At 64.5% G+C, this 26,054-nt stretch carries 20 protein-coding genes; 18 read left to right on the top strand and 2 right to left on the bottom strand.

What is annotated here, in order from left to right:
- Positions 1-77 precede the first annotated feature (77 nt).
- The 5 genes from ACTTAI_RS11565 to ACTTAI_RS11545 all read left to right on the top strand — a co-directional run bounded on the left by ACTTAI_RS11565 (position 78) and on the right by ACTTAI_RS11545 (position 4,960).
- Complete coding sequence (locus ACTTAI_RS11565; RefSeq protein WP_444451713.1) at positions 78-542, top strand: outer membrane protein assembly factor BamE; 465 nt, start codon at positions 78-80, stop codon at positions 540-542.
- Positions 543-631: 89 nt separating this feature from the next.
- Positions 632-1,390 (top strand): GNAT family N-acetyltransferase, encoded by a 759-nt coding sequence (locus ACTTAI_RS11560; protein ID WP_444451712.1) that lies wholly within the window; start codon positions 632-634, stop codon positions 1,388-1,390.
- Positions 1,391-1,614: 224 nt separating this feature from the next.
- Positions 1,615-3,426: an ABC-F family ATP-binding cassette domain-containing protein gene (locus tag ACTTAI_RS11555; RefSeq protein WP_444451711.1), complete on the top strand. Its 1,812-nt coding sequence runs from the start codon at positions 1,615-1,617 to the stop codon at positions 3,424-3,426.
- Positions 3,427-3,514: 88 nt separating this feature from the next.
- Complete coding sequence (locus ACTTAI_RS11550; protein ID WP_444451710.1) at positions 3,515-3,775, top strand: putative hemolysin; 261 nt, start codon at positions 3,515-3,517, stop codon at positions 3,773-3,775.
- An 81-nt stretch (positions 3,776-3,856) separates the two neighbouring features.
- A complete protein-coding gene (locus ACTTAI_RS11545) occupies positions 3,857-4,960 on the top strand; it encodes a CaiB/BaiF CoA transferase family protein (protein ID WP_444451709.1) in 1,104 nt (367 codons plus the stop codon).
- Positions 4,961-5,003: 43 nt separating this feature from the next.
- Here the strand turns inward: ACTTAI_RS11545 and ACTTAI_RS11540 are convergent, their stop codons facing one another.
- A complete protein-coding gene (locus ACTTAI_RS11540; protein WP_444451708.1) occupies positions 5,004-5,750 on the bottom strand; it encodes a DsbA family protein in 747 nt (248 codons plus the stop codon).
- 152 nt (positions 5,751-5,902) lie between these two features.
- Between ACTTAI_RS11540 and ACTTAI_RS11535 the strand changes: the two genes are divergently transcribed.
- The 4 genes from ACTTAI_RS11535 (at position 5,903) to ACTTAI_RS11520 (ending at position 12,031) form a co-directional block, all read left to right on the top strand.
- Complete coding sequence (locus ACTTAI_RS11535) at positions 5,903-7,042, top strand: pyridoxal phosphate-dependent aminotransferase (protein ID WP_444451707.1); 1,140 nt, start codon at positions 5,903-5,905, stop codon at positions 7,040-7,042.
- 56 nt (positions 7,043-7,098) lie between these two features.
- A complete protein-coding gene (locus tag ACTTAI_RS11530) occupies positions 7,099-8,316 on the top strand; it encodes an N-acetylmuramoyl-L-alanine amidase (protein ID WP_444451706.1) in 1,218 nt (405 codons plus the stop codon).
- A gap of 104 nt (positions 8,317-8,420) precedes the next feature.
- Positions 8,421-9,590, top strand: coding sequence for an RsmB/NOP family class I SAM-dependent RNA methyltransferase (locus ACTTAI_RS11525; RefSeq protein ID WP_444451705.1), 1,170 nt, complete (start codon positions 8,421-8,423; stop codon positions 9,588-9,590).
- A gap of 134 nt (positions 9,591-9,724) precedes the next feature.
- A complete protein-coding gene (locus ACTTAI_RS11520) occupies positions 9,725-12,031 on the top strand; it encodes an ATP-binding response regulator (RefSeq protein WP_444451704.1) in 2,307 nt (768 codons plus the stop codon).
- 8 nt (positions 12,032-12,039) lie between these two features.
- On the opposite strand, the gene ACTTAI_RS11515 is transcribed toward ACTTAI_RS11520, so the two are convergent.
- Positions 12,040-12,633, bottom strand: a complete 594-nt coding sequence (locus ACTTAI_RS11515; RefSeq protein WP_444451703.1) for a hypothetical protein — start codon at positions 12,631-12,633, stop codon at positions 12,040-12,042.
- Between the two features lie 243 nt (positions 12,634-12,876).
- On the opposite strand from ACTTAI_RS11515, the gene recA reads away from it, so the two are divergent.
- The 9 genes from recA (at position 12,877) to ACTTAI_RS11470 (ending at position 26,052) form a co-directional block, all read left to right on the top strand.
- Positions 12,877-13,944, top strand: coding sequence for a recombinase RecA (gene recA, locus ACTTAI_RS11510; RefSeq protein ID WP_444451702.1), 1,068 nt, complete (start codon positions 12,877-12,879; stop codon positions 13,942-13,944).
- Between the two features lie 139 nt (positions 13,945-14,083).
- Positions 14,084-16,738 (top strand): alanine--tRNA ligase, encoded by a 2,655-nt coding sequence (gene alaS, locus ACTTAI_RS11505; protein WP_444451701.1) that lies wholly within the window; start codon positions 14,084-14,086, stop codon positions 16,736-16,738.
- Complete coding sequence (locus ACTTAI_RS11500) at positions 16,738-17,028, top strand: DUF1330 domain-containing protein (RefSeq protein ID WP_013067477.1); 291 nt, start codon at positions 16,738-16,740, stop codon at positions 17,026-17,028. Before alaS ends, ACTTAI_RS11500 begins: the two co-directional genes overlap by 1 nt.
- 88 nt (positions 17,029-17,116) lie before the next feature.
- Entirely contained in the window at positions 17,117-17,911 is a 795-nt protein-coding gene (locus ACTTAI_RS11495) for a class II glutamine amidotransferase (RefSeq protein ID WP_444451700.1), read from the top strand.
- 67 nt (positions 17,912-17,978) lie between these two features.
- Positions 17,979-19,361, top strand: a complete 1,383-nt coding sequence (cysS, locus tag ACTTAI_RS11490; RefSeq protein ID WP_444451699.1) for a cysteine--tRNA ligase — start codon at positions 17,979-17,981, stop codon at positions 19,359-19,361.
- Positions 19,361-20,983: a citramalate synthase gene (gene cimA / locus ACTTAI_RS11485; protein WP_444451698.1), complete on the top strand. Its 1,623-nt coding sequence runs from the start codon at positions 19,361-19,363 to the stop codon at positions 20,981-20,983. The genes cysS and cimA overlap by 1 nt, the downstream gene beginning before the upstream one ends.
- Positions 20,980-21,741: a squalene/phytoene synthase family protein gene (locus tag ACTTAI_RS11480; protein WP_444451697.1), complete on the top strand. Its 762-nt coding sequence runs from the start codon at positions 20,980-20,982 to the stop codon at positions 21,739-21,741. Before cimA ends, ACTTAI_RS11480 begins: the two co-directional genes overlap by 4 nt.
- Before the next feature lie 131 nt (positions 21,742-21,872).
- A complete protein-coding gene (locus ACTTAI_RS11475) occupies positions 21,873-24,959 on the top strand; it encodes a methyl-accepting chemotaxis protein (RefSeq protein ID WP_444451696.1) in 3,087 nt (1,028 codons plus the stop codon).
- Positions 24,960-25,005: 46 nt separating this feature from the next.
- On the top strand, positions 25,006-26,052 hold the full coding sequence (locus ACTTAI_RS11470) for a protein-glutamate methylesterase/protein-glutamine glutaminase (RefSeq protein WP_444451695.1): 1,047 nt from the start codon (positions 25,006-25,008) through the stop codon (positions 26,050-26,052).
- Positions 26,053-26,054: the final 2 nt, after the last annotated feature.

Below are 26,054 nucleotides of genomic sequence, written 5' to 3'. Positions count from 1 at the left end.
GAGGGCGCTTGAGGGCGGCCGCATCCTGTTGTAATCGGGATAGAAGGCCCGAGGTCACGAGGCAAGAGGGGGTAGGCTTGAGCAGCACGTCCGGAATTCGCCGCATGGCGCGATTTGTCACCGTTGCGGCGGTGCTTTTCGTGGCGGGCTGCACTGCGATCTATCAAAACCACGGCTATGTGCCCACCGAAGACGATCTGGCAAAGATCGAAGTCGGCAAGAGCTCGCGCGAGGAGGTCACGGATGTGATCGGTCGCCCGTCCTCGATGGGGGTCCTGCAGGGGTCGGGCTGGTTCTATGTCGGCTCGCGCTGGAAATACTACGGCGCGCGGGCGCCGCAGGAAGTCGACCGGCAGGTCGTGGCGATCACCTTTGATGACAAGGGCATGGTCGAGAATGTCGAGCGCTTCGGTCTGGAGCGGGGCGAGGTCGTGGTGCTGTCGCGTCGCGTGACGAAGAGCAACATCAAGGGCATCGGCCTGATCCGCGAGCTTCTGGGCTCGTTCGGGCGCGTGTCGGCGGGCAAATTGCTCGACAATTGATCGGGGACGGGGCGCTCGGTCGCAGCCGAATGTCTTTTCGCTGTCAGGTCTTTGCCGTAGGATCAGCGCGACAGATCCCGGGAGGCCCCATGTTTTCGCTCTCGAGAGGCCGTTATGCGGCCCGACTCGCGCAATCACACGCGGATGTGCAGGCGGCGCAGGCGCTGCGCTGGCGGGCCTTCGTCTCGGCCCGCGGCCGCGGCATGGACATGGGCGAGGCGCTGGATGCCGATGCCTTCGACGATGCCTGCCGCCATGTGCTGGTCGAGGAGACGGGCAGCGGGCGGCTGGTTTGCTGCTTTCGGCTCCTGCCGATCGAGAGCGGGCGCGAGCTTCACCGCAGCTATTCGGCGCAATTTTATGACCTGACGCCGCTTTCCGCCTATTCCGGACGGATGCTGGAGATGGGGCGCTTCTGCGTCGATCCCGAGTGCCGCGATCCCGATATCCTGCGCCTCGCCTGGGGGGCGGTGACCCGGCTTGTCGATTCCGAGAGAATCGAGATGCTGTTTGGCTGCTCGTCCTTCCTGACCACCGATTTTGACAGCTGTGCCGATGCTTTCGCGGTTCTGGCCGAGCGCCATCTGGCGCCGAAGCGCTGGCGGGTGCGGGTGAAGGCGCCGAAGGTGATCCGCTATGCGCGCCAGCTTCTGGGCCGCAAGGGCGATCCGAAACAGGCGATGCTGAAGATGCCGCCTTTGCTGCGCAGCTATCTGGGCATGGGCGGCTGGGTCTCGGATCATGCCGTCGTCGACGAGGATCTGGGCACGCTGCATGTTTTTACCGGGCTTGAAATCGGCGCGATTCCGCCCGAACGCGCCCGTGCGCTGCGGCTGGTGGCCGGGTAGGGGGCTCTGCCCCCCGCCCAGGGCTGCCACCGGCAGCCCGTTCGATGGGGCCACCTTCCCCCGGAAGGTGGCGCTATCCCATCTCACCCCCCGGGATATTTGGGGCAAGATAAAAGCGCAGTCGGGATTTCCTGCATGTTCGGAAATGGGGGAAGCGGCCCGTCGCGGGAGGCGATGCCCTCGTGACCGTTGACCTTTTGGCCTCTCCCGGCTAGCGGAAGCGCATGGCACGCGCACCTCTTCTCCAGCTTTCCTCGATCTCGCTGACTTTCGGCGGCAATCCCCTTTATGACGGTCTTGACCTGACCGTGCAGGAGGGCGACCGCGTCGCCCTTGTGGGCCGCAATGGCTCGGGCAAGTCGACGCTGATGAAGGTGATGGCGGGGCTTGTTGAACCCGATCAGGGCAGCCGGGTCGTGCCGACGGGCACCCGCGTCGGCTACATGGAGCAGGAGCCGGATCTGTCGGCCTTTGCCACTTTGGGCGATTACGCCGCCTCGGGGCTGGCCGAGGCCGAGCGCTACCGCATCGAGATGGTGGCCGAGGGGCTGAAATTCCGCCCCGACGCGCCGGTTGCGACCGCCTCGGGCGGGGAACGCCGCCGCGCGGCTTTGGCGAAGCTTCTGGCCGAAGCGCCCGAGCTGATGCTGCTCGACGAGCCGACGAACCACCTTGATATTCAGGCGATCGGCTGGCTTGAGGAGTATCTGCGCGACACCCGCACGGCCTATGTGCTGATCTCGCACGACCGCGCCTTTCTGCGGCATCTGACGCAGGCGGTGCTCTGGATCGACCGGGGCGAGGTGCGGCGGCTGGAAAAGGGCTTCGAGCATTTCGAGGAGTGGCGCGAAACCACCTGGGCCGAGGAAGACGACGCCCGCCACAAGCTCGACCGCAAGATCAAGGCGGAAGCGAAATGGGCGGTCGAGGGGATTTCGGCACGCCGCAAGCGCAACATGGGCCGGGTCCGCGCGCTGCAGGCGCTGCGGGCCGAGCGGGCCGGGCAGATCCGCCGTCAGGGCACGGCGCTGATGGAACTCGAAAGCGGTCCGGTTTCGGGCAAGCGGGTGATCGAGGCGAAGGGGCTGGTGAAGACCTTCGGCGCCAAGACCATCGTGAAGAATTTCGATCTGCGCGTGCTGCGCGGCGACCGGGTGGCCTTTGTCGGCCCGAATGGCGTCGGCAAGACGACGCTTCTGAAGATGCTGACCGGGGAACTTGCCCCCGATGCGGGCACGGTCACGCAGGGCACCAATCTGGACATGGCGGTTTTCGATCAGACCCGGTCGACGCTCGATTTCTCGATGACGCTCTGGGACGGGCTGGTGAACGATCCCGAGATGCGGGTCTCGGGGCGCGCCGATCAGGTGATGGTGCGCGGCCAGCCCAAGCATGTCGTGGCCTATCTCAAGGACTTCCTGTTTGACGAGCAACAGGCCCGCGCGCCGATCGGCTCGCTCTCGGGTGGTGAACGGGCGCGGCTCTTGCTGGCGCGGATCATGGCCAAGCCCTCGAACCTTTTGGTGCTCGACGAACCGACGAACGATCTCGACGTCGAAACCCTTGATCTGCTTCAGGATATTCTGGGCGAATATGACGGCACCGTGCTTCTGGTCAGCCACGATCGCGATTTCATCGACCGCGTGGCGACGACCACGATCGCGATGGAGGGCGACGGCAAGGCCACCGTTTATGCGGGCGGCTGGACTGACTATCAGACGCAAAAGGCGCTGACCGAGGCGCCGCCTGCGGCCGAGAAAGCCGCGCCGAAGAAGGCGGCCGAGGCCCCGAAAGAGGTGGTGAAGAAGGCTGGGCTGACCTTCACCGAGAAACATCGGCTGGAAGCGCTGCCCGGCATCATGGAAAGGCTCGAGCGCGAGATCGGCAAACTGCACGAGCTGCTGTCCGATCCCGATCTCTTCACCCGCGAGCCGGTGAAATTCGCCAAGGCCTCCGAAATGCTGGTCGAGCGCGAAGCGGCGCTGGCCGCGGCCGAGGAAGAATGGCTGACGCTGGAGGACAAGGCGTCCTCGTGACCCGTCGCGCGGGCGCAATCATCGCTGGCCCCGGGCGGATCTCTGTGGGATGCTCGCGCTGACTCGTCCGGTGTCTATTGAGGTCACGATGAAATATCTTCCGCTGTTGCTTCTTGCGCTTGCCGCCTGCACCGAAACCACCGCGCCTGCCGACAAGCCGATCGGCATGCCGAACCCAGCCTCGGCCTATTGCGTCGAACAGGGCGGCGAGGTTCTGCTCAACGACATGACCCCGGGGGGCGACGCGACCTGCAAGCTGCCCGATGGCCGCAAGGTCGGTGAATGGGAATATTTCAACGAGCATCACCGCCCTGACCCGGCCGCTGCCGCGCCTGCTGACGCAGCGTAACGCTTCCGCTTTTCCTTGGTGGCAATACGCTGCTTGGGTCCGGGGGCGCACAGCCCCCGGCCTTTTCAGGCGGAGGATTGCATGACCAACGGCCCCTTGGCGGGATTGCGCATTGTCGAGATTTCGGGCCTTGGTCCGACGCCCTTCACCGCCCAGCTGATGGCCGACATGGGGGCCGAGGTGATCCGCCTTGCTCGTCCGGGGGCGCAGGGCGCTGCGGCGCATGTGCTGGGCATGGCGACCGATCCGCTCGACCGCGGCCGCGATGTGCTTGAACTGAATCTGAAATCCCCCGAGGGCAAGGCTGTCGCGCGCAGCCTGATCCTGCGCGCCGATGCGCTGATCGAGGGGATGCGGCCGGGCGCGATGGAGCGGTTGGGCCTCGGGCCGGACGACTTTCCCGAAAATCCGCGTCTGGTGTATGGTCGCATGACCGGCTGGGGGCAAAGCGGGCCGCTGGCGCAGACCGCGGGGCATGACATCAATTACGTCGCGCTTTCGGGCGCGCTTGGCGCGATCGGCACGACCGAGACGCCGGTTCTGCCGCTGAACCTGGTCGGAGATTTCGGCGGCGGCGGGCTTTATCTCGCCTTCGGGATGCTGGCCGCGATCCTGAGCGCCCGTGCGACCGGGCAGGGGCAGGTGGTCGATGCGGCGATCACCGATGGCGTGGCGCATCTGATGGGCATGATTTCGGGCATGGCCGGGCAGGGGCTCTGGCAGGCCCCGCGCGGCGGCAATCTGCTCGATGGCGGCGCGCCCCATTACAACGTCTATCGCTGTGCCTGTGGCGGGCATTTCGCCATCGGGCCGCTTGAGGAAAAATTCTGGGCCGAGTTTCAGCACCTTGCGGGCTTTGCTCCGGGCGAGCTGCCCGACCGGGGCGATCGCGCCAACTGGCCCGCGCTGCATGCGGCGCTGGCGGCGCGGTTTGCCGAGCGGACCCGGGCGGAGTGGGAGGCGATCTTCGAGGGCAGCGACGCTTGTGCGACCCCGGTGCTGAGCCTGTCCGAGGCCGCCGCCCATCCGCACAACCGCGCCCGGGGCACCTATCTTACGCATGAGGGGCTGATGCAACCCGCCCCCGCGCCGAAGCTCTCGCGCACGCCGGGCATGATCGGGGCGGGATCGGCGCAGAGCCGCCTCAGCGCGGCCGAGGCGCTGGCGCGCTGGTCTACGGAATGAAAAAGGGGGCCGAAGCCCCCTTTCGAACCTGTTGTGGCGACGCTCAGCCGCGCTCGTCGGCGATGATCTGCGCCATCGCCTCGGCGGGCGCATAGCCGCGCAGCAGTTGCCCGCCGACGACAAAGGCGGGCGTGCCCGAAATCGCCATCCGCTCGGCCAGTTGCGCATTCGCGCGCAGGACCGCCGTCACCTCTTCGGTGTTCATCTTCGCGATCACCGCCGCGGCATCGATCTTTTCATCCGCCGCCAGCCGCTTCAGACTGTCGAGCGTGATGTCGCCGCGAAACGCCATCAGCGTGTTGTGCACCTTTTCATAGGCCGCGTCGCCCGCAACCATCCGCGTGGCGACGGCGAACCGGGCCGCCAGCACCGACTGATCGGAGAGGATCGGGAATTCCTTCACCACGAAGCGGACCTTGCCGTCCTTCTTCAGCACCTCGTCGACGACCTCGTAGGCCTTCTTGCAATAGGTGCATTTGTAATCGATGAATTCGACCATCGTCACGTCGCCATCGGGATTGCCGCCCACCCAATCGCCCGCGAAATGAAAGATGTCGTCGGCGTTGGTCTTCACCAGCACCTTGTCATTGTCCGCCTGCGCTGCCTGCTGACGTTCCTCGAGCTTGTTGATCGCTTCGACCAGAACCTCGGGGTTCTCCATCAGGTAGCTTTTCACCGCTTCGCCGAAAGCGGCCTTTTCCGCGGGCGTCATGGTGGACAGGTCAAGCGCTGCGGCGGGCGTGCCGAAGCAGGCGGCAAGCGCGAGGGCTGCAAGCGAGAGGCGTTTCATCCAGGGTCCTTTCGGGGCCGTATCAAGTCGGCGCGAGAGTGGCCAAACCCGGCGCGGGGCGCAAGGAAAAAGACAAACCGGGGTTGCACGGTTTCGGCATTGACCCGCGCCGCCGCCGGGCCTATGGCCGCCGCCAAACCACGGAGGAAGCGATGCGATTTTCGAACCGGGGACAAGTCGATCCCTTCATCGTGATGGATGTGATGGAAGCCGCCCGCGCGGCCGAGGCGGCGGGTCGCCACATCATTCACATGGAGGTGGGCCAGCCCTCGACGCCCGCGCCCGCGCTTGCGCGCAAGGCGATGGCGGCGGCACTCGAACGTGACAGCCTGGGCTACACGGTCGCGCTTGGCCTGCCCGAGTTGCGCCGCGGCATCGCCGATCTTTACCGCCGTTGGTATGGCGTCGATCTGAACCCCGATCGCGTCGTGGTGACGCCCGGCTCCTCGGGCGCCTTCATCCTCGCCTTCTCGGCGCTTTTTGATGCGGGCGACCGGGTGGCGCTGGGGGCGCCCGGCTATCCGAGCTACCGGCAGATCCTGCGCGCGATGTCGGTGACGCCGGTCGATATCCTGACCCTGCCCGAGAACCGCTATCAGCCGGTGCCCTCCGAGATCCCCGCCGATGTGCAGGGGCTGATCGTCGCCTCGCCCGGCAACCCGTCTGGCACGATGCTGGGCCGGGCTGAACTCTCGGCGCTGATGGGCGCGGCGGCCGAGCGCGATCTGGCTTTCGTCTCCGATGAAATCTACCACGGTCTGCATTACGAAGACCGCGCGGTTTCGGCGCTGGAAATCGGCGACGAGGCCTATGTGATCAACTCGTTCTCGAAATACTTCAGCATGACCGGCTGGCGGCTGGGCTGGATGGTGGTTCCCGAAGCCCATATCCGCACCGTCGAGCGGCTGGCGCAGAACCTGTTCATCTGCCCGCCGCATGCCTCGCAAATCGCCGCCTTGGCTGCTTTGGACGCGACCGAGGAACTGGAGGCGAACCGCTCCGTATATGCCGCGAACCGGGCCTTGATGCTCGATCGGTTGCCGAAGGCGGGCTTCACGAAAATCGCGCCGCCGGATGGGGCGTTCTATATCTATGCCGATGTCTCGGATCTGACCACGGACAGCCGCGCCTTTGCCGCGGAAGTGCTTGAAAAGGCGGGCGTTGCGGTGACGCCGGGGCTCGATTTCGACCCGGTGCGCGGCGCCACCACCTTGCGCTTTTCCTATGCCCGCGCGACGGCCGATATCGAGGAAGGGCTCGAACGGCTGACCCGTTTCATGGCGTCGCGCTGAGCGGGGGATTCCCGTGCCCGGCCGCTTGCGCTATAGTGGCGAAAAACGGAGCAGGCATGGCACGTCTTTCCCTCGTCCTCGCGGCGCTTTTGGCGCTTGGGGCTCCTGCGCTGGCGCAGGGGCCGGAGCTTTCGGCGCTGGCGCGGCTCGAGCCCGCCCGCACCGCGATCGCCCAGCCCTCGGCCTTCGTGACCGAGGTGACGCTGGGCCTGAGCCAGCCGGTGCCGTTCCGCGCCTTTCTGCTCGACAACCCGCCGCGTCTGGTCGTCGACTTCCGCGAGGTTGATTTTGCCGCGGCCAATCCAAAGGATTACGCGCAAAAGGGGCTTTTGGGCGAAATCCGCTGGGGCGCGTTCCGCCCGGGCTGGTCGCGGTTCGTGGCCGAACTGAACGGCCCGGTGCGGCTCGTTTCGGCCGAGGAGCGCACCGGCGAGACGCCGAACCTGCATCTGGTGCTGGAACGGGTCGAGGCGACCGAATTCGTCGCCCGCGACGGGGCTGCGCAATCGGCGCTGTGGGATCTGCCGCAGCCTGCGCCGGTGGCCGCCCCGCATCGGCGGCAGGATGGATCGGCACCCCTGCGGGTGGTGATCGATCCGGGGCACGGCGGCATTGACCCCGGCGCCGAGGCGGATGGTTATTCCGAGGCGGTTCTGGTGCTGACCTTTGCGCGCGAACTCAAGGAAGCGCTGACCCGCGCGGGCATCGAGGTGACGATGACGCGCGAGGAAAACATCTTCGTGCCGCTCGAGACCCGTCTGACGCTGGCGCATGACTCGGGGGCGGATCTCTTCCTGTCGCTGCATGCCGATGCCCTGCCCGAAGGCGAGGCCATGGGATCGACCATCTATCTGTTCGACGAGACGGCTTCTGACAGTGCGGCGCAGAAACTGGCCGAACGGCACGACCGTGCCGATCTTCTGGCGGGCGTCAATCTGGCCGGGCATGACGATGCTGTGGCGGGGGTGCTGATGGATCTTGCCCGGACCGAGACCCAGCCCCGCGCGGTGCGCTTTGGGCAGGTGCTGTCGGGCGCGATCAAGGGCGAGGGGCTCCGGATGCACCGCCATCCGGTGCAGGGGGCGGATTTTGCCGTGCTGCGCTCGCCCGACATTCCCTCGGCGTTGCTGGAGCTTGGCTTCATGTCCTCGGACATCGACCGGGCGCGGCTGCATGACGAAAGCTGGCGCGCGCAGATGGTGAAGGCGATCACCGAGGGCGTGCAACGCTGGGCCAAGGCCGACGCTGCCGAGGCGCGGCTCTTGCGGCAATGATCCGGGGCGCTTGCGATGTTCCGCAATCCTTTCGAAAGGCTCTGCTGCGGCAGGGCCTTTTCGTTTTGCGTCAAGGCGGTTAGGTGTTGAGGAAAGGAGTGCCCATGACCCCTGCTGCCCGGATTGCCGCCGCCATTTCGCTGCTTGACGCCGTCGCCGCGGGCGAGCCGGCGGAGCGTGCGCTGACGAACTGGGGGCGGGCGAACCGCTTTGCCGGATCGGGGGATCGGGCGGCGGTGCGCGATCATGTCTATGACGCGCTGCGCTGTCGGGGCAGCTATGCGGCGCTTGGCGGCGGAGCGACTGGCCGGGCGCTGATGCTTGGGATGTGTCGCGCCGAAGCGATCGATCCGGCGACGGTCTTCACTGGCGAGGGCCATGCCCCCGCGCCAGTGAGCGCCGAAGAACTGGCCGTGCTGGCCGCGCCCGCGCCTGCCGCCGAGGATCTTCTGGCGCGCGACTGGCCCGACTGGCTCTTGCCGCAGCTCCGGGCGGATCTGGGGGCGGATTTCGCGGTCGTGTCGAAGGCGATGCAAGCGCGGGCCCCGGTCTTTCTGCGAGTCAATCTGACCAAGGCGACGGTTGCGCAGGCCCGCGCCGCGCTGGCCGATGACGGGATCGAGGCAGAGCCGCATCCGCTGGCGAAGACGGCCCTGTGCGTTGTTTCCGGTGCGCGGCGGGTGGCGGCCTCGCAGGCCTATCAGCGCGGGCTTGTCGAATTGCAGGATGTCGCCTCGCAGGCGGTGCTGGAGGGCATCGCGCTGCCGCAGCGGGCGCGGGTGCTCGATTACTGCGCGGGGGGGGGCGGCAAGGCGCTGGCTCTGGCTGCCGCGCATTCCGACGCCTTGATCACGGCGCATGATATCGATGCGGCGCGGATGAAGGACATCGCCCCGCGGGCGGCGCGGGCCGGAGCCCGGATCACGCTTGCCAATCCGGGCAAGGTGACGGGGCTTTTCGATCTGGTGATGGTCGATGCGCCCTGTTCGGGCTCAGGCACCTGGCGGCGCACGCCCGAAGCGAAATGGCGGCTGACCCCGGCGCGGCTCGCGGAATTGACACAGGTGCAACAGGATATCCTGACAGGGACGGCGCGCCATGTTGCCCCCGGCGGGCAACTTTTATACATGACCTGCTCGCTGCTTGCGGTGGAGAACGAGGCAAGGGTCGATGCCTTTCTGGAACGCGGCGGGTTCGCGTTGCAGGGCAGGCGGCGCCTGAGCCCGCGGGACGGCGGGGATGGCTTTTTCGCGGCGCTTCTGCGTCGTCTGTGAACGTAACAAGAACTTTTGTGATGCAGCTTTGGGGCGACGCCGAGTTTTGTTAAGCAGGCTTTAACCCAATTGACCCGCAATGCGAGGAGACGATTCTGCGCAGGAAGAAGCTAGTGGCACATCCGGATCAGCCCATGGAGCCCCTCGGCCGTTCTGCTGCCCTCATTGCGCCTGGGGCGGCTTTGTTGCTTGTCCTTGGCCTTGCCGCCGGGGCTGCGGGCTATTTCGTGCAGGATCGGGTGATCATGACGTTGCTCTTGTCGATGTCGGGCAGTTTCCTGCTGCTGGCGGCCTTGGCAAAGCTTGCGCAGCGCTATCTGGCGCGGCGTCGCCTGCAGGTGGCCAATGCGATTTCCGCCTTCATCGTGCATGATGCCTCGCCCTCTTTTACCACCGACAGCGATGGTGAGATCGGCTATCAGAACCGCGCCGCGATCGAGCGGTTCGGCTCGCGCGGGGGGCAGACCCTGACCCGCGCGCTTGGCGAGATCTTTGCCAATCCGGGCGCGATGCTGACGCGGCTGCAGTCGAAGGCCGCGGCGCTTGGCGCCGCGCGCGAGGATCTGGTGACGCGGCGGGGGCATGTGCGGCTTTCGGTGCATCAGATCGAGGGCGGCGGATTTCTCTGGCGGCTTGAGGATATGGCCGAACGTCCGGTGGGCGGGCGCGGGGCGGAAAGCATTTCGCTGCCGATGCTGACGGCCTCGAAATCCGGCACGATCCTCTTTATGAACGAGGCCTTGCGGCGCTTGGTGGGCGAACGTGTCCGCACGCTTGACCGCATCTTCACCGAATTGCCGATCCGCTCGGGCGAAGAGCAGGAGATCGCGACGATCGAGGGCCCCTTGCGCTGCATGGTGGCGCAGATCGACGGAGCGGGCGGGCGCGACGAGATCTATCTGATGCCGGTGGCGCTTGGCCGTGCGCCGAGCACCGATCCGGTCTCGTTCGAGGCCCTGCCGGTGGCTTTGATGCGGCTTACGGTCGATGGCCGGGTGATCGAGGTGAACCGCGCGGCGCGGGGGCTGCTTGGGCAGATCCCGGCCTCGACCAAGCTGTCCGAACTGTTCGAGGGGCTGGGGCGTCCGGTCGATGACTGGGTCGTCGATGCCGTGGCTGGGCGGACGGAACGTCGCCCCGAGGTGCTGCGGGCACGCCGGGGGGATCGCGAGGTTTTCCTTCAGGTGACGCTGGCACGTGTCGTGGAAGAGGGGCGGCCGGGGCTGATTGCCGTTCTGTCGGATGCGACACAGTTGAAGACGCTCGAAGGGCAGTTCGTGCAGAGCCAGAAGATGCAGGCCATTGGCCAGCTTGCGGGCGGGGTTGCGCATGATTTCAACAACCTGCTGACAGCAATTTCTGGACATTGCGATTTGTTGATGCTGCGCCACGACAAGGGCGACCCGGATTATACCGATCTTGACCAGATCAGCCAGAACGCGAACCGCGCCGCTTCTCTTGTTGGGCAGCTTCTGGCGTTTTCGCGCAAGCAGACGCTGAAGCCTCGGATCATCGACCTGCGCGATACGCTCTCGGACCTGACGCATCTCCTGAACCGGCTGACCGGCGAAAAGGTTGTGCTGACGCTGACGCATGACCCGAACCTTGCGCCGATCCGGGCTGACAAGCGGCAGCTGGAACAGGTGATCATGAACCTCGTCGTCAACGCGCGCGATGCGATGCCCGGCGGCGGCGAGATTCGGATCGAGACCGAAAACCTGCATCTGATCGAGGATCTGAAGCGCGATCGCGCCGCTGTGCCGAAGGGCAATTACGTCGTGGTCAAGGTCACCGATGAGGGGGTGGGGATCCCGGCCGACAAGCTGGGCAAGATCTTCGAACCCTTCTACACGACGAAAAAACCGGGCGAAGGCACGGGACTTGGCCTCTCGACCGCTTACGGGATCGTCAAGCAGACCGGCGGCTATATCTTCTGCGACTCGGTTCTGGGCTCGGGCACTTGCTTTACGTTGTTCCTGCCGGCGCATGATCGACCCTCGGAATATGAACAGGAGCCAGCGCAGCCGACGATGGAATTGCCGAGCATCGAAGAGACCTCGGCGGCTATGGTGCTTCTGGTCGAAGATGAGGCGCCGGTGCGGGCCTTTGCCTCGCGCGCGCTGAAGCTGCGAGGCTACACGGTCTTCGAGGCCGAGAACGCGGAAGAAGCGCTGCGCATTCTCGAAGATGACCAGCTGCAGTTCGATGTCTTCGTGACCGACGTGATCATGCCCGGCATGGATGGACCGACCTGGGTGGCCGAAGCGCTGAAAAGCCGCCCCGACACGGCCGTGGTCTTCGTTTCGGGCTATGCCGAGGATGTGTTCCGCGAAGGCCGTCCGCCGACCCCGAATTCGATCTTCCTGCCGAAGCCCTTCTCGCTCAGCGAGTTGACGGCAACGGTGCAGAACCAGATCGCCCGCCGCGCCCGGGCTTCCTGAGGCGCGGTTCAGGCGAGGCTGTTGTAAAGCTTGAAATCTGCCATCATCGCCTGTTTCAGCGCAGCCTCGGTTTCCGGCTTCAACGCCACATCGGCCGCGGGCGGCACGTTCACACGCGAGAGCGTGATGGCGCAGTTGAGCCGATCTTCGAGGAAATGCACGAAGGAGTCGATTTCCTCGTAGCGAAAAATACGATCGACCTGCGGCGTGCCATCGGGCCCGCACAGATGCGCCGATTGCGAGCCAATCGCCGGGTTTCGGAGCGGATCAGCGGAGATGTAGTCCTGAGCAAAAGCGTCAAAGCTTTTGCCTGCCATAGGATGATCGGGATCCTCGATATCATCGCGGGTGCGGAACCGATACCAGGAGCGCAGCCAGCCGATTGGTTCGCGCATCAGGGCGACGGTGGTGAAGGGCGCGCCCGCCTTTGCGGCCAGAAAGGGCGCAAGAACCTGATGATACTCGGTGGCGCTCATGTGCTTCATCGGGGCGGGGCGCTGCATGGAAACGCTCGCAAGCGATTCGAGCGACACCTCGACTGCGGTGGAACCGGCTTTGGGTGTTGCCAGAAACACCAGCCTTTGTTCCCAGAAAATCAGCATTTTCCAAAGTCTCCGGACGGTTTGCCTTGTCTTACTGAAACCGCCGGTCTGGGTAAAGCTGTCCGGATCCTGTTTCAGAACGCGTCTAAACCAATTTTTAACCATGGTGGCGCTAACTGTTTCGGGAGAATTTGATTGCAATGTTCCTCAATTGTACTCATATCTTGAGAACAAGAGGGGAACGAATGCGATGTGCCCGGTCGATTGCCGCGGCGCGCGCCCTATGGGATAAGGGGACGACAGATGGCAACGACGGGCTTGTTCGAGATGAATGACAAAGGCAAGGCAGACAAGCAAAAGGCGCTGGAATCGGCCCTTGCGCAGATCGAACGGCAGTTCGGCAAGGGCTCGATCATGAAGCTCGGCGGCGACAACCCGCCGCCGGAGATCGAGGCAACCTCGACCGGATCGCTTGGGCTCGACATTGCGCTTGGCATCGGTGGTTTGCCGAAGGGCCGGATCGTCGAGATCTACGGACCGGAAAGCTCGGGGAAAACCACGTTGACCCTGCATTGCATTGCGGAAGAGCAGAAAAAAGGCGGCGTCTGCGCTTTTGTCGACGCCGAACATGCGCTCGACCCCTATTATGCGAAGAAACTGGGCGTGAGCCTTGAAGACCTGCTGATCTCGCAGCCGGACACTGGTGAGCAGGCGCTTGAGATCGTCGATACGCTGGTGCGCTCGGGGGCGGTGAGCCTTGTCGTTGTCGACTCGGTGGCGGCCTTGACCCCGAAGGCCGAGATCGAGGGCGATATGGGCGATGCCACGGTCGGCGCGCAAGCGCGGCTGATGTCTCAGGCGATGCGCAAACTGACCGCCTCGATCGGGCGCTCGAACTGCATGGTGATCTTCATCAACCAGATCCGCATGAAGATCGGGGTGATGTTTGGCTCGCCCGAGACAACTTCGGGCGGCAATGCGTTGAAATTCTACGCTTCTGTGCGCCTTGATATCCGCCGCACCGGGGCGATCAAGGACCGTGACGAGGTGATCGGCAACCAGACCCGCGTGAAGGTCGTCAAGAACAAGGTGGCGCCGCCCTTCCGCGAGGTCGAATTCGACATCCTTTATGGCGAGGGCATTTCCAAAGTCGGCGAGCTGGTCGATCTGGGCGTCAAGGCCGGGGTCGTGGCGAAATCGGGCGCCTGGTATTCCTATGGCGACGAGCGCATCGGACAGGGCCGCGAGAATGCCAAACAGTTCCTGCGCGACAATCCCGATATCGCCTATGAGATCGAAGACAAGATTCGTGCCAGCCACGGGCTTGAATTCGGTGTCGAGCCGACTGAGGAAGATCTGACCGAAGAGTAAGGTCGCAAGGCCCGCTGCCTTGAGCAGCAGCACCAGAACGGTGCGGTGCGACGGCCGGGTCACCCCCGGCCGTTTTGCTTTCTGGACAGGGCCGGGCCGGGCCGCTAAACGGGGGGAAATCCGCAAAAAAGGCTTGCCCATGCCCAGTCTGAACGACATCCGGTCCACCTTCCTTGCCTTCTTCGAAAAGAACGGTCACCGCGTGGTGGAAAGCTCTCCGCTGGTTCCCCGCAACGACCCGACGCTGATGTTCACCAACTCGGGCATGGTGCAGTTCAAGAACTGCTTCACCGGGGTGGAAAAGCGCGATTACGTCCGCGCGACGACGGCGCAGAAATGCGTCCGCGCCGGCGGCAAGCACAACGACCTTGATAACGTCGGCTACACCGCGCGCCACCATACCTTCTTCGAGATGCTCGGCAACTTTTCCTTTGGCGATTACTTCAAGGAAAAGGCGATCACCTACGCCTGGGAGCTGCTGACCAAGGATTTCGATATTCCAAAGTCGAAGCTGCTCGTCACCGTCTATCACACCGATGACGAGGCGGCGGCGATCTGGAAAAAGGTCTCGGGTCTGACGGACGAGCGCATCATCCGCATCCCCACCAAGGACAATTTCTGGCAGATGGGGCCGACCGGTCCCTGCGGCCCCTGCACCGAGATTTTCTTCGATCACGGCGATCACATCTGGGGCGGCCCGCCCGGCTCGAAAGACGAGGACGGCGACCGGTTCATCGAGATCTGGAACAACGTCTTCATGCAGAACGAGCAGTTCGAAGACGGCTCGATGGTTGAACTCGAGATGCAGTCGATTGACACCGGCATGGGGCTGGAACGGATCGGCGCGCTGCTTCAGGGCAAGCACGACAACTACGACACCGATCTGATGCGCAGCCTGATCGAGGCTTCGGCGCATGCGACCTCGGCCGATCCGGATGGGGCGGGCAAGGTGCATCACCGCGTCATCGCCGACCACCTGCGCTCGACCTCGTTCCTGATCGCGGATGGCGTGATGCCGTCGAACGACGGGCGCGGCTATGTGCTGCGTCGCATCCTGCGTCGGGCCGCGCGTCATGCGCATATGCTCGGGGCGAAGGATCCGGTGATGCACAAGCTGGTTCCGGCGCTGGTGCGGCAGATGGGGGCGGCTTATCCCGAACTCGTCCGCGCTCAGGCGCTGATCGAGGAAACGCTGAAGCTGGAAGAAACCCGGTTCAAGGTCACGCTGGAACGCGGTCTGAAGCTGCTTGATGACGAACTCGCCGCGCTGCCCGAAGGGGCGGAGCTGCCGGGCAATGCCGCGTTCAAGCTTTACGACACCTATGGCTTCCCGCTCGACCTCACGCAGGATGCTTTGCGTGAAAAGGGCCGGACCGTCGACACCGCGGGCTTTGATGCCGCGATGGACGAGCAAAAGGCGAAGGCGCGCGCCAGTTGGTCTGGCTCGGGCGAGGCCAAGGATGCGAAAGTCTGGTTCGAGATTGCGGAACGCGCGGGCGTTACCGAATTCCTCGGCTATGACACCGAAACCGCCGAGGGTCAGATCCAGGCGTTGGTGATCGAGGGCACTGAGGTCGCCGAGGCCACGGGCGCGGTGCAGATCGTCGTCAACCAGACGCCGTTCTATGCCGAATCCGGCGGTCAGGTCGGCGATCACGGTATCATCCGCACCGACAGCGCCGAAATTCGCATCACCGACACGAAAAAGGTCGCGGGCGTCTTCATCCATATCGGCGAGGTCATCGAGGGCAAGGTGACGAAGGGCCAGCCCGCGAAGCTGGAAGTCGATCACGCGCGGCGCTCGGCCATCCGCGCGAACCACTCGGCCACGCACCTTCTGCACGAGGCGCTGCGCCGTGCGCTTGGCGATCACGTCGCGCAAAAGGGCTCCTTGAATGCCGAAGACCGGCTGCGCTTCGACTTCAGCCACGGCAAGGCGATGACCGCCGAAGAGCTGATGACGGTCGAGGCCGAGGTGAACGCCTTCATCCGGCAGAACACCCCGGTTGAAACCCGGATCATGACGCCCGACGATGCCCGCGGCCTTGGCGCGCAGGCGCTGTTCGGCGAGAAATACGGCGACGAGGTCCGCGTCGTGTCGATGGGCGAGCTTTTGGGCTCGGGCAAGGGCAATGACGGGCGGACCTACAGCCTTGAACTTTGCGGCGGCACCCATGTGAAGCGCACCGGCGACATCGGCGCCTTTGTGGCGCTTGGCGAAAGCGCGTCTTCGGCGGGGGTGCGGCGCTTCGAGGCGCTGACCGGTCAGGCGGCGCTCGATTGGCTGAAGGCGCAGAACGCGCGTCTGTCGGACGTGGCGGCGATGCTGAAAACCTCGCCTGCGGAAGTGGCCGATCGGGTCAAGGCGCTGGCCGAGGAACGCAAGGCGCTCGCCAATGAAGTGGCGCAACTGCGTCGCGAACTGGCCATGGGCGGCGGTGCGGCTGGTGGTCCGGAAGTTATGGAAATCAAGGGCTTGCGTTTCATTGCTCAAGTGGTTTCCGGGGTCTCGGGCAAGGATCTTCCGGCGCTTGTCGACAGTCTGAAGGACAAGGTCGGTTCGGGCGCGGTGCTGGTTGTGGCCGATACCGGCGGCAAGGCGGCCTGCGCGGCGGGGGTGACGGCGGATAAGACCGGCGCCGTTTCCGCGGTCGAGATCGTCAAGATCGCGGCGGCGGCGCTGGGTGGCAAGGGTGGCGGTGGCCGCCCGGACATGGCGCAGGCGGGCGGGGCCGATCCGACCAAGGCCGACGACGCCGTGGCCGCGGTCAAAGCCATGCTGGAGGCGCTGTGATGCCCTCCGCACTCTGGATTGCCCATGTGAAGGTGCTCGACGCCGAGGCTTACGGCAAATATGCCGCCGCCGCGGGTCCGGCAATTGCGGCGCATGGCGGGGTCTTCCTCGCCCGCGCCACGCGCTATGTGCAGCTGGAAGGCAATGATCGCGCGCGCAATGTTGTCGCGCGGTTCCCCAGCCTTGAAGCCGCGGTCGCCTGCTACAATTCGGAAGCCTATCAGGCCGCTTTGTCGCATGCCAAAGGGGCGTCCGAACGCGATCTCGTGATCGTCGAGGAAAACGCCTGACTTTCGCCCCGTCCCGGATTGCGTTACTGTAACAGCATCATGTCAACGCCAACCGGGGCGGAGCCAACCGCCTGTTTGGGGCCGGAAAATGTGCCGTTGGGCAGCCTATGTCGGGGAACCGATCTTTCTTGAGGATATCGTCTCGAAACCGGGACATTCGCTGATCCACCAGAGCCATTGCGCCACGCAATGCCACACGGCGATCAATGCGGACGGCTTCGGTCTTGCCTGGTATGGCGAGCGCCCCGAGCCCGGGCTTTACCGCGATGTCATGCCAGCCTGGTCGGACCCGAACCTCAAGTCCTTGACCGCGCAGGTGAAATCGCCGCTCTTCTTGGCCCATGTGCGGGCCTCGACCGGGACCGCCACCTCGCGCAATAACTGCCATCCCTTCGTCGTCGGCCGCTGGAGCTTCATGCACAACGGACAGATCGGCGGTTACAACGCCTTTCGCCGCGCGGGCGAGATGATGATCCCCGATCACCTTTACCCGCACAGGAAGGGCGCGACCGACAGCGAGGCGCTGTTCCTGCTCGCTTTGGCCGAGGGGCTGGACGACGATCCGAAGGCCGCGCTCGAACGGGCGACGGCGCGGCTGGAATCGCTTTCGCGCGAGCGCGGGCAGGGGCCGCACATGCGTCTGACGGCGGCCTTTTCCGATGGCAAGCGGCTTTATGCGGTGCGTTATGCCAGCGATGACCTTGCGCCGACGCTCTATCACCGCTGGTCCGACACCCGGCAGGGCCGCGCCGTCGTCTCCGAACCGCTTGAGGATGGCGAGGGCGACTGGACCCCGGTTCCGCCCGGGTCGTTCTGCATCTTCGAGGGCGCCGCGCTGACCATCGAACCCTTTGCCCCGAAGCTGCAGGCGGTGGCTGCTTAGGCGGTTCTGCTGTTTCCTCGCGCCTGCAATTGCGCTAATCCGCAGGGACAAAGATGCGAGGAAGCCGATGATCCGCCTGCACAATACCAAGACCCGCCGCAAGGAAACGTTCCGCCCGCTCGATCCGCAAAATGTGCGGATGTATCTCTGCGGTCCGACCGTTTATGACCGCGCCCATCTGGGCAATGCGCGGCCGGTCGTGGTGTTCGATGTGCTTTACCGGCTGCTGCGCCATGTCTATGGCACGGGTCACGTCACTTATGTGCGCAATTTCACCGATGTCGACGACAAGATCAACGCGACGGCCCTTTCGCGCAAAGAGGGGGGCGCTTCCGGCACGCTGGAAGAGCTGATCCGGGCGCGGACCGAGGAGACGATCGGCTGGTATCACGCCGACATGGACGCGCTTGGGGCGATGCGCCCCGATCACGAGCCGCGGGCGACCGACTATATCGGCGCGATGATCGAAATGATTGCCGATCTGATCGCCAAGGGCCACGCCTATGCCAAGGACGGCCATGTGCTCTTCCGGGTGCGCAGCTATACCGACTATGGCGCGCTTTCGGGCCGCTCGGTCGATGACATGATCGCGGGCGCGCGGGTCGAAGTGGCGCCCTTCAAGGAAGATCCGATGGATTTCGTGCTGTGGAAGCCCTCGGATGCGGACCTGCCGGGCTGGGACAGCCCCTGGGGCCGCGGCCGTCCGGGCTGGCATATCGAATGCTCGGCAATGTCCTACGAACTGCTGGGCGCGAGTTTCGACATTCACGCGGGCGGGATCGACCTGCAATTCCCGCACCACGAAAACGAGATCGCGCAAAGCTGCTGCGCCCATCCCGAGGGCGGTTTTGCGAATGTCTGGCTGCACAACGAGATGCTGCAGGTCGAGGGCAAGAAGATGTCCAAGTCCTTGGGCAATTTCTTCACCGTGCGGGATCTGTTGGAAAAGGGCATCCCGGGCGAGGTGATCCGCTTTGTCTTCCTGCAGACGCATTACGGCAAGCCGATGGACTGGACCGCTGAGAAGGCCGCGCAGGCTGAGGCGACGCTTCGCAAATGGCGGGCGCTGACGGCGGGGATTGCGCCCTCGCATGAGGTTGCGCCCGGCGTGCTGGAGGCTTTGGCCGATGATCTGAACACCGCGGGCGCGCTTGCGGTGCTGCATGGTCTGACGGGTGAGCCTGCGCTGCTCAAGGGCTCGGCGCAGATGTTGGGGCTCCTCATGGACGAGATGGGCGACTGGGCCAAGGCGCCCGAGGTTGACTTGTCGGGGCTTGCCGCAAAACTCGCAGATCTGCGCGCGAAAGCGATGGAAACCAAGGACTTCGCCCCGGTTGATGCGCTCAAATCTGCGCTGATGGCGGCGGGGGTCGAGGTGCGGATGTCAAAGGCGGGCGTCGAGCTTCTGCCCGGCGCGGGCTTTGACGCCGCGAAGCTGGAGGGGCTGTGATGGCGAAGGAACGCCTCTACCTCTACGACACCACGCTGCGCGACGGACAGCAGACGCAGGGCGTGCAGTTCTCGGTGGCGGAGAAGATCGCGATTGCCGAGGCGCTCGACGAGATCGGCGTCGATTATATCGAGGGCGGCTGGCCGGGGGCGAACCCGACCGACAGCGATTTCTTTGCCGCCCGGCCGCAGACGCGGGCGACCTTTACCGCCTTTGGCATGACGAAACGCGCCGGTCGCTCGGCTGCCAACGATGACGTGCTGGCGGCGGTGATGAATGCGAACACCCCCGGCGTCTGTCTGGTCGGCAAGACGCATGATTACCATGTGACTGCCGCGCTTGGCATCACGCTTGAGGAAAACCTTGAAAACATTCGCGCTTCCGTCGCCCATATGGTGGCGCAGGGGCGCGAGGCGATGTTCGACGCCGAGCATTTCTTCGATGGCTACAAGGCGAATCCGGGTTATGCGGTGCTGTGCTGCCGCACCGCCTACGAGGCCGGGGCGCGCTGGGTGATCCTGTGCGACACGAATGGCGGCACTTTGCCCGCCGAGGTGGGCACGATCACGGCTGCGGTGATCGCGGCGGGCGTGCCGGGCGATCATCTCGGCATCCATTGCCATGATGACACCGGCACGGCGGTGGCGAATTCGCTCGCCGCGATCGACGCGGGGGCGCGGCAGGTGCAGGGCACGCTGAATGGCTTGGGAGAGCGTTGCGGCAATGCCAACCTGACCTCGCTGATCCCGACGCTGCTTCTCAAGGAGCCCTATAAAAGCCTTTACGAAACAGGCGTTTCCGCGGCGAAGCTTACAGGCATTACGCGGCTTTCGCGCCGTCTTGACGACATCCTGAACCGGGTGCCGCTGCGCTCGGCCGCCTATGTGGGTGCCTCGGCCTTTGCGCACAAGGCGGGGCTGCATGCCTCGGCGATCCTGAAAGACCCCTCGACCTACGAGCATATCGCGCCGGAAACGGTCGGGAATAGCCGGCTCATTCCGATGTCCAATCAGGCCGGTCAGTCGAACCTGCGGGCGCGGCTCGCCGCGATGGGGATCGAGATCGACCCGAAGGACCCGCGGCTCGTGCAGATCCTCGACGAGATCAAGGCGCGCGAGGATCGCGGCTATGCCTATGACGGCGCGCAGGCGAGTTTCGAGCTGGTGGCGCGGCGCGTGCTGGGGCTTTGCCCGCAATTCTTTGAAATCAAACGCTATCGGGTGATCGTCGAGCGGCGCAAGAACCGCTATGATCAGATGGTCTCGGTCTCGGAAGCGGTTGTCGTGGTGAAGATCGGCGGGCAGAAGATGCTCTCGGTCTCGGAAAGCATGGATGCCGAGGGGCATGACCGCGGCCCGGTGAACGCGCTCTCCAAAGCGCTGGTGAAGGATCTTGGCCCCTACACGCGCTGCATCGAGGACATGAAGCTGGTCGACTTCCGCGTGCGCATCACGCAGGGCGGCACGGAAGCCGTGACCCGCGTCATCATCGACAGCGAAGACGGGCAGGGTCAGCGCTGGTCGACGGTGGGCGTCAGCCCGAACATCGTCGATGCCTCGTTCGAGGCGCTGCTCGATGCGATCATCTGGAAGCTCATTCGCGACGGGGCGCAACCGGCATGAGTGAGGCGCTTTCCCTGTGTGCCGAGCGTCTTTCGGCGGGTGACCCGGATCGTTTTGCCGCGGTGATGGCCGCGCCGCCCGCGGATCGGCCTGCGCTTTTTGCGCTTTACGCTGCCAATCTGGCGATCGCGCAGGCGCCTTGGGCCAGTGCCGAGCCTTTGGTGGCCGAGATGCGGGTGCAATGGTGGATCGATGCGCTTGTGGCGCAGTCCAAGCAGGGCAAGCCTATCCCGCATGAGATCGGTCCGGCTTTGCAGGCCTTGCCAGAGGAGGCGCTGCGGGGGCTGATCACCGCGGCCGAGGCGCGTCGTGCCGATTGTCACGGCGAGGCTTTCGCCGATGAAACACGGCTGTGGGATTATCTTGATGCCACCTCGGGGGCGGTCTTCGCTGCGGCTGGCGCTTGTTTCGACGCCGGGTTCGAGGCTGCGCTGCATGGCTATGGGGCGGCGGCGGGATTGGCGAACTGGTTGATTGCCTTGCCGGAATTGACTGCCCGCGGTCGGTTGACGCTGGCGGGCGCCGATCTCGCGCGGCTGGCGGCGCTTGCGCGCGAAGGCGAGGTGCGTCTGATGGCTGCGCAAGCCGCGCTGCGCTCGGCGCCCTCGGCGGCGCGGGTGGCCGCGCTCAGCGGCTGGCAGGCGGTCGGCGTGCTGCGGCGTGCGGCGGCTGCGCCCGAGCGGATCGCCGAAGGGGCCTTGCGCAGCTCGGAATTCGCGCGCCGACTTGGCCTTTTGAGGGCGCGTCTGGCCGTGTGATCTTGCGCAAGAAAAGAAGGCAAGGGCCCGTATCGTTTAAGTGAATCTTCAAAAGTTCCGGTCATGTTCCAGAGAGTGCCCCGGGGCACGGCGTCGTTTTGCCCGCCCGGGCGCTGAGCTGGAGATCCGGAATGCCCTTTCTGAAAAGCCTCAAGCTGCGCTTGAAGCTGCCCCTGATGCTCGTGGCCATTGCGGTCGGCGCGCTTGCGGTGATGGGGGTGTCCTCCTATCACGAAGCGCGCAGTCTGCTGCTGGAACAGGGCAGCCAGCGGTTGGAATATGCGCTTGATACGCGTGCGGAAAGGGCGAAGACTTGGGCCGATCAGGTGCAATCCGAGCTGCGCTCGATGGCGGTCAATCAGGGCACTGCGCGGCTGATGCGCGATCTGTCCGGCGCCTGGAAGATGCTGGGCGAGGGGGCGGCCGAAAATCTGCGCCATGCCTGGGTCGAGGCCAACCCGAATCCTGAAGGGGAACGCTGGAAGCTCGATTTTGCGGGCGACATCAATGACTTTGGTGTCATCCACAGGCGCGCGCATCCGGGGTTCGTGACGCTCGCGAAGGAACGCGGTCTTGCGGATCTCTTCTTCATCGACCCGAGTGGGCGGGTTCTTTATTCGCTTCAAAAGGGTCCGGAATTCACCGCCGATCTGACCGATCCGGCGCTGCAGGCGGCCCCGCTTGCGACGCTTTTTGCGCAGGCGCTCGCGCGCAAGGAAGATTCGCCGGAAATTTCCGACTTCGTGAAATCAGGCCCGGGGGGCGAGCCGGTCATTTATATGGCTCAGGCGGTGCGCAGCGCCGAGGGGCGCTCGCTCGGTGTTCTGGCCTTTGCCGTACGTCTTGGTCCTCTGATGCAGATGATTGCCGATCCGCAGGCGCTTGGTGACACCGGGCAGGCCTATCTCGTCGATGCGGCGCAGCATCTGCAATCGAATCTGCGTCCGGGCCCCGGCGGTCAGGTGGCGGTGCAACCCGGCAGCACCGTGGACAATCTTGCCGTTGCCGCAGCGCTGGCCGGTTCGACCGGCCGGGTCGAGGAGCATGGAATCGATGGTGCGCCGGTTCTTGCCGTGCACGCCCCGCTGAAGCTTTTCGGACGGACAATGGCGCTGGTGGTCGAACAGTCGGATCGCGAACTTTTCGCGCCTGCGCGGGAATTGGCGCGCAAGCTGGGCGTCAATGCTGCGGTCATGATCGCGGTTCTGGCGGCGATCTCGACCTGGATGGCGCGCGGGATTGCCCGGCCGTTGCATCATCTTGCGGGCGCGGTGAATCGGATCAGCCGGGGCGATCATGCGATGACTGTCCCCGGAACCGGGTTGAAGGATGAGGTCGGCGAAATTGCGCAAGCGATCGAAGCGCTGCGTGGTGATCTTGCCGCCTCCGAGGCCACCCGCCATGCGGCGACGGTTCAGGGCACGGCTTTCCGCAATTCTTCTGCGGCGCTGATGGTCGTCGCGGCCGATCTGACAATCACTTACGTCAATACGGCACTGATAAAACTTGTCTCGGCGAAATTGGGCGATTTCCGTCTCCGTCAGTCCGATCTTGAGGCCGAAGAGCTGGTCGGGCTGCGGCTTTCTGCGCTTTACCCGATGAGTGCCGATATTGAAGCGCGGCTGCAAGATCCTTCTCAGCTGCCGTTCCGGCGCGATGTGGCGGTGGGTGAAGGGCGGTATGGCGTCGATTTCTCGGAGATCCGGATGCCGGATGGTGCGCAGCTGGGGTTCGTGGTCGAATGGCGGGATGTGACTGAACTGCGGATGACCCGGGCGCTGCTGAATGCGCTCGACAGCACGCAGCTGATGCTCGAGTTCTCGCCCGCGGGACTGGTGACGCGCGGCAATGCCAATCTTCTGGCCGCATTGGGCGAGACAGAGGCCGGTCTGGTCGGCCGGAGCCATGACGGCTTGATCGATGGCGAAGGAGCTTTGGCCGGGTTCTGGTCGCGTCTTGACCGGCTGGATCCGGTGATCGGGCGGTTCGAACTGATCTGTGCCGATGGTGGACGAGTGATGGCCGAGGGCAGCGTGACGCCTGTGCCCGATCGTGCGGGCAATATGCTCAAGATTGTCCTGATCGCCAATGATATCACCAAGGCACAATCGGCGCTCGACCTTGCACGCGCCCGCAACGAGACCATGTTGACCGAACAGCTCGGTGTGGTCGAGGCGCTGCGCATCGGGCTTGAACAGCTCGCAAAAGGCGATCTTGCGACCCGGATCGACAGGAATTTCCCGACGGAATACGAACAGCTGCGCACTGATTTCAACAATGCGGCGAGCACCCTTGCTGCGGCGATGCTGGTGGTGATCGACAATGCGCAAAGCATTGATGGCGAAGTGAGCGAGATCACCAATGCGGCTTCGGATCTGAGCCAGCGCACGGAGCGGCAAGCGGCGACGCTGGCGGAAACGGTGACCGCTCTTGATCAGCTGACCTCGTCGATCGGTGCGGCTTCGGCAAGCATTTCCGAAGCGGATCAGGTTGTTGAGCGTGCCCGTGTCGGCGCCGAAGGGTCAGGCAGGGTTGTGCAACAGGCGGTTTCCGCCATGGGGGAGATCGCGGAGTCGTCACAAAAGATTTCGCGCATCATCGAAGTGATCGAGGATATCGCCTTCCAGACCAACCTTCTTGCGCTCAACGCCGGGGTCGAGGCGGCCCGCGCAGGCGAGGCGGGTCGCGGTTTCGCCGTCGTCGCCTCCGAGGTGCGGGCACTTGCGCAGCGCTCTTCCGCAGCCGCGCAGGAGATTTCGAACTTGATCACGGCCTCGTCGGATCATGTCAAAGTTGGTGTGGATCTTGTTGGTCAAACGGGCCAGGCGCTGGACGGCATCCTTGCTTCGGTCAATGACATCGCCGGGCGTGTGTCGAAGATCGCCTATTCCGCACGCGAGCAATCGACGGGTCTTTCGGAAATCAACGCCGCTATGATCCAGCTTGATCAGGTCACGCAGCAGAACGCCGCGATGTTCGAGGAAACGACGGCCGCCGCGCAGGCCTTGAGCCGAGGCGTGCAGGCCTTGACGGCAACGACATCCCGGTTCCGCGCGGTTGCGCCCGCCACGCCTGTCGTCAATCGGCCTGCTGCTGTTGTCCGTCCTGCAGCGGCGCCGTCTACGCCTCCGAAACAGAAGCCGATCTCCCGACCTGCCCCGCGAAGCAACGGCGCATTGGCCATTTCCGAAGATGGGGGCGAATGGGTCGATTTCTGAACCTGAACCGAAAGCGGGCTCAAAGTATAAATAACCGGATAATGAGATGACACCGAAACGCGTTCTGATCGTCGATGACTCCCCGACCATTCGGGCTTTGATCCGGACAAAGCTGGCTCCGGATCCGCGTATCGTCGTTGTCGGCGAGGCGAGCGATCCCTTTGAGGCGCGCGAAAAGATCAAGGCTCTGTCCCCCGACGTGCTGACACTCGATGTCGAGATGCCGCGGATGAACGGGCTCGAATTTCTAGAAAAACTGATGCGGCTGCGTCCGATGCCCGTCGTGATGATCTCGACCGAGACGCAGAAAGGGTCTGCCGCGGCGCTGGAGGCTCTGTCGCTTGGCGCGGTCGAATGTGTCGGCAAGCCCAGTTTCGACCGGCTTTCGGATACATTCCTCAATCTTGCCGAACTCCTGGTGGCGGCGGCCAATGCCCGTTTGCGCAGCCCCGGTCCCCGGGCCCACATTGCTCCGGCCGAGGATTTCAAATGGAACGGCAAATATGTCCTGATCGGCTCTTCGACCGGGGGGGTTGACGCGCTCGAAACCCTGCTGTCGGGCTATCCGCGCAATTGCCCGCCGACCCTGATCACGCAGCATATGCCGGAGGGATTTCTTGCGAGTTTTGCCCGGCGGCTGGATGGGCGTATGGTGCCGACGGTTGAGCTCGCCCGGGAAGGGGCTCCGTTGCTGCCCGGGATGGTGTATCTGGCACCCGGCGGGGATTACCATCTTGCCGTCACCCCGACCGATCAGCCCCGCTGCAAGCTTGTCGCGACCGACAAACGCAATGGCCATCGCCCCTCGGTCGAGGTTTTGTTCGAATCTGCTGTGCCGATCGCGCAAAAAGTGGTTTCGGTGATGCTGACCGGGATGGGGCGCGACGGGGCGGAAGCGATGAAGCACTTGCGGCAAGCGGGGGCGCGCTGTCTGGCGCAGGATGAGGCGACCTGTGTCGTTTTCGGCATGCCGCGGGCGGCGCTTGAAATTGGTGCAGCAGAAAAGCCGGTGCCGATCGGAAAGATGGCGCAATCGGTCTTGCAGCTGTGTTCCGGCAGTCAGATGCAGTTCAAATCTTCACGGGGGGAATAACC

It is taken from the genome of Rhodobacter capsulatus (genome assembly GCF_052363175.1).
GTDB classification, from domain to species: Bacteria; Pseudomonadota; Alphaproteobacteria; order Rhodobacterales; family Rhodobacteraceae; genus Rhodobacter; species Rhodobacter capsulatus_D.
This window is presented reverse-complemented; position numbering and strand designations above follow the sequence as displayed.

Excerpts from the sequence above, each read along its gene's own strand:
- ACTTAI_RS11560 (WP_444451712.1), top strand. The coding sequence starts at position 632 with ATGTTTTCGCTCTCGAGAGGCCGTTATGCGGCCCGACTCGCGCAATCA.
- ACTTAI_RS11555 (WP_444451711.1), top strand. The coding sequence starts at position 1,615 with ATGGCACGCGCACCTCTTCTCCAGCTTTCCTCGATCTCGCTGACTTTC.
- ACTTAI_RS11550 (WP_444451710.1), top strand. The coding sequence starts at position 3,515 with ATGAAATATCTTCCGCTGTTGCTTCTTGCGCTTGCCGCCTGCACCGAA.
- ACTTAI_RS11545 (WP_444451709.1), top strand. The coding sequence starts at position 3,857 with ATGACCAACGGCCCCTTGGCGGGATTGCGCATTGTCGAGATTTCGGGC.
- ACTTAI_RS11540 (WP_444451708.1), bottom strand. The coding sequence starts at position 5,750 with ATGAAACGCCTCTCGCTTGCAGCCCTCGCGCTTGCCGCCTGCTTCGGC.
- ACTTAI_RS11535 (WP_444451707.1), top strand. The coding sequence starts at position 5,903 with ATGCGATTTTCGAACCGGGGACAAGTCGATCCCTTCATCGTGATGGAT.
- ACTTAI_RS11530 (WP_444451706.1), top strand. The coding sequence starts at position 7,099 with ATGGCACGTCTTTCCCTCGTCCTCGCGGCGCTTTTGGCGCTTGGGGCT.
- ACTTAI_RS11525 (WP_444451705.1), top strand. The coding sequence starts at position 8,421 with ATGACCCCTGCTGCCCGGATTGCCGCCGCCATTTCGCTGCTTGACGCC.
- ACTTAI_RS11520 (WP_444451704.1), top strand. The coding sequence starts at position 9,725 with ATGGAGCCCCTCGGCCGTTCTGCTGCCCTCATTGCGCCTGGGGCGGCT.
- ACTTAI_RS11515 (WP_444451703.1), bottom strand. The coding sequence starts at position 12,633 with ATGCTGATTTTCTGGGAACAAAGGCTGGTGTTTCTGGCAACACCCAAA.
- recA (WP_444451702.1), top strand. The coding sequence starts at position 12,877 with ATGGCAACGACGGGCTTGTTCGAGATGAATGACAAAGGCAAGGCAGAC.
- alaS (WP_444451701.1), top strand. The coding sequence starts at position 14,084 with ATGCCCAGTCTGAACGACATCCGGTCCACCTTCCTTGCCTTCTTCGAA.
- ACTTAI_RS11500 (WP_013067477.1), top strand. The coding sequence starts at position 16,738 with ATGCCCTCCGCACTCTGGATTGCCCATGTGAAGGTGCTCGACGCCGAG.
- ACTTAI_RS11495 (WP_444451700.1), top strand. The coding sequence starts at position 17,117 with ATGTGCCGTTGGGCAGCCTATGTCGGGGAACCGATCTTTCTTGAGGAT.
- cysS (WP_444451699.1), top strand. The coding sequence starts at position 17,979 with ATGATCCGCCTGCACAATACCAAGACCCGCCGCAAGGAAACGTTCCGC.
- cimA (WP_444451698.1), top strand. The coding sequence starts at position 19,361 with ATGGCGAAGGAACGCCTCTACCTCTACGACACCACGCTGCGCGACGGA.
- ACTTAI_RS11480 (WP_444451697.1), top strand. The coding sequence starts at position 20,980 with ATGAGTGAGGCGCTTTCCCTGTGTGCCGAGCGTCTTTCGGCGGGTGAC.
- ACTTAI_RS11475 (WP_444451696.1), top strand. The coding sequence starts at position 21,873 with ATGCCCTTTCTGAAAAGCCTCAAGCTGCGCTTGAAGCTGCCCCTGATG.
- ACTTAI_RS11470 (WP_444451695.1), top strand. The coding sequence starts at position 25,006 with ATGACACCGAAACGCGTTCTGATCGTCGATGACTCCCCGACCATTCGG.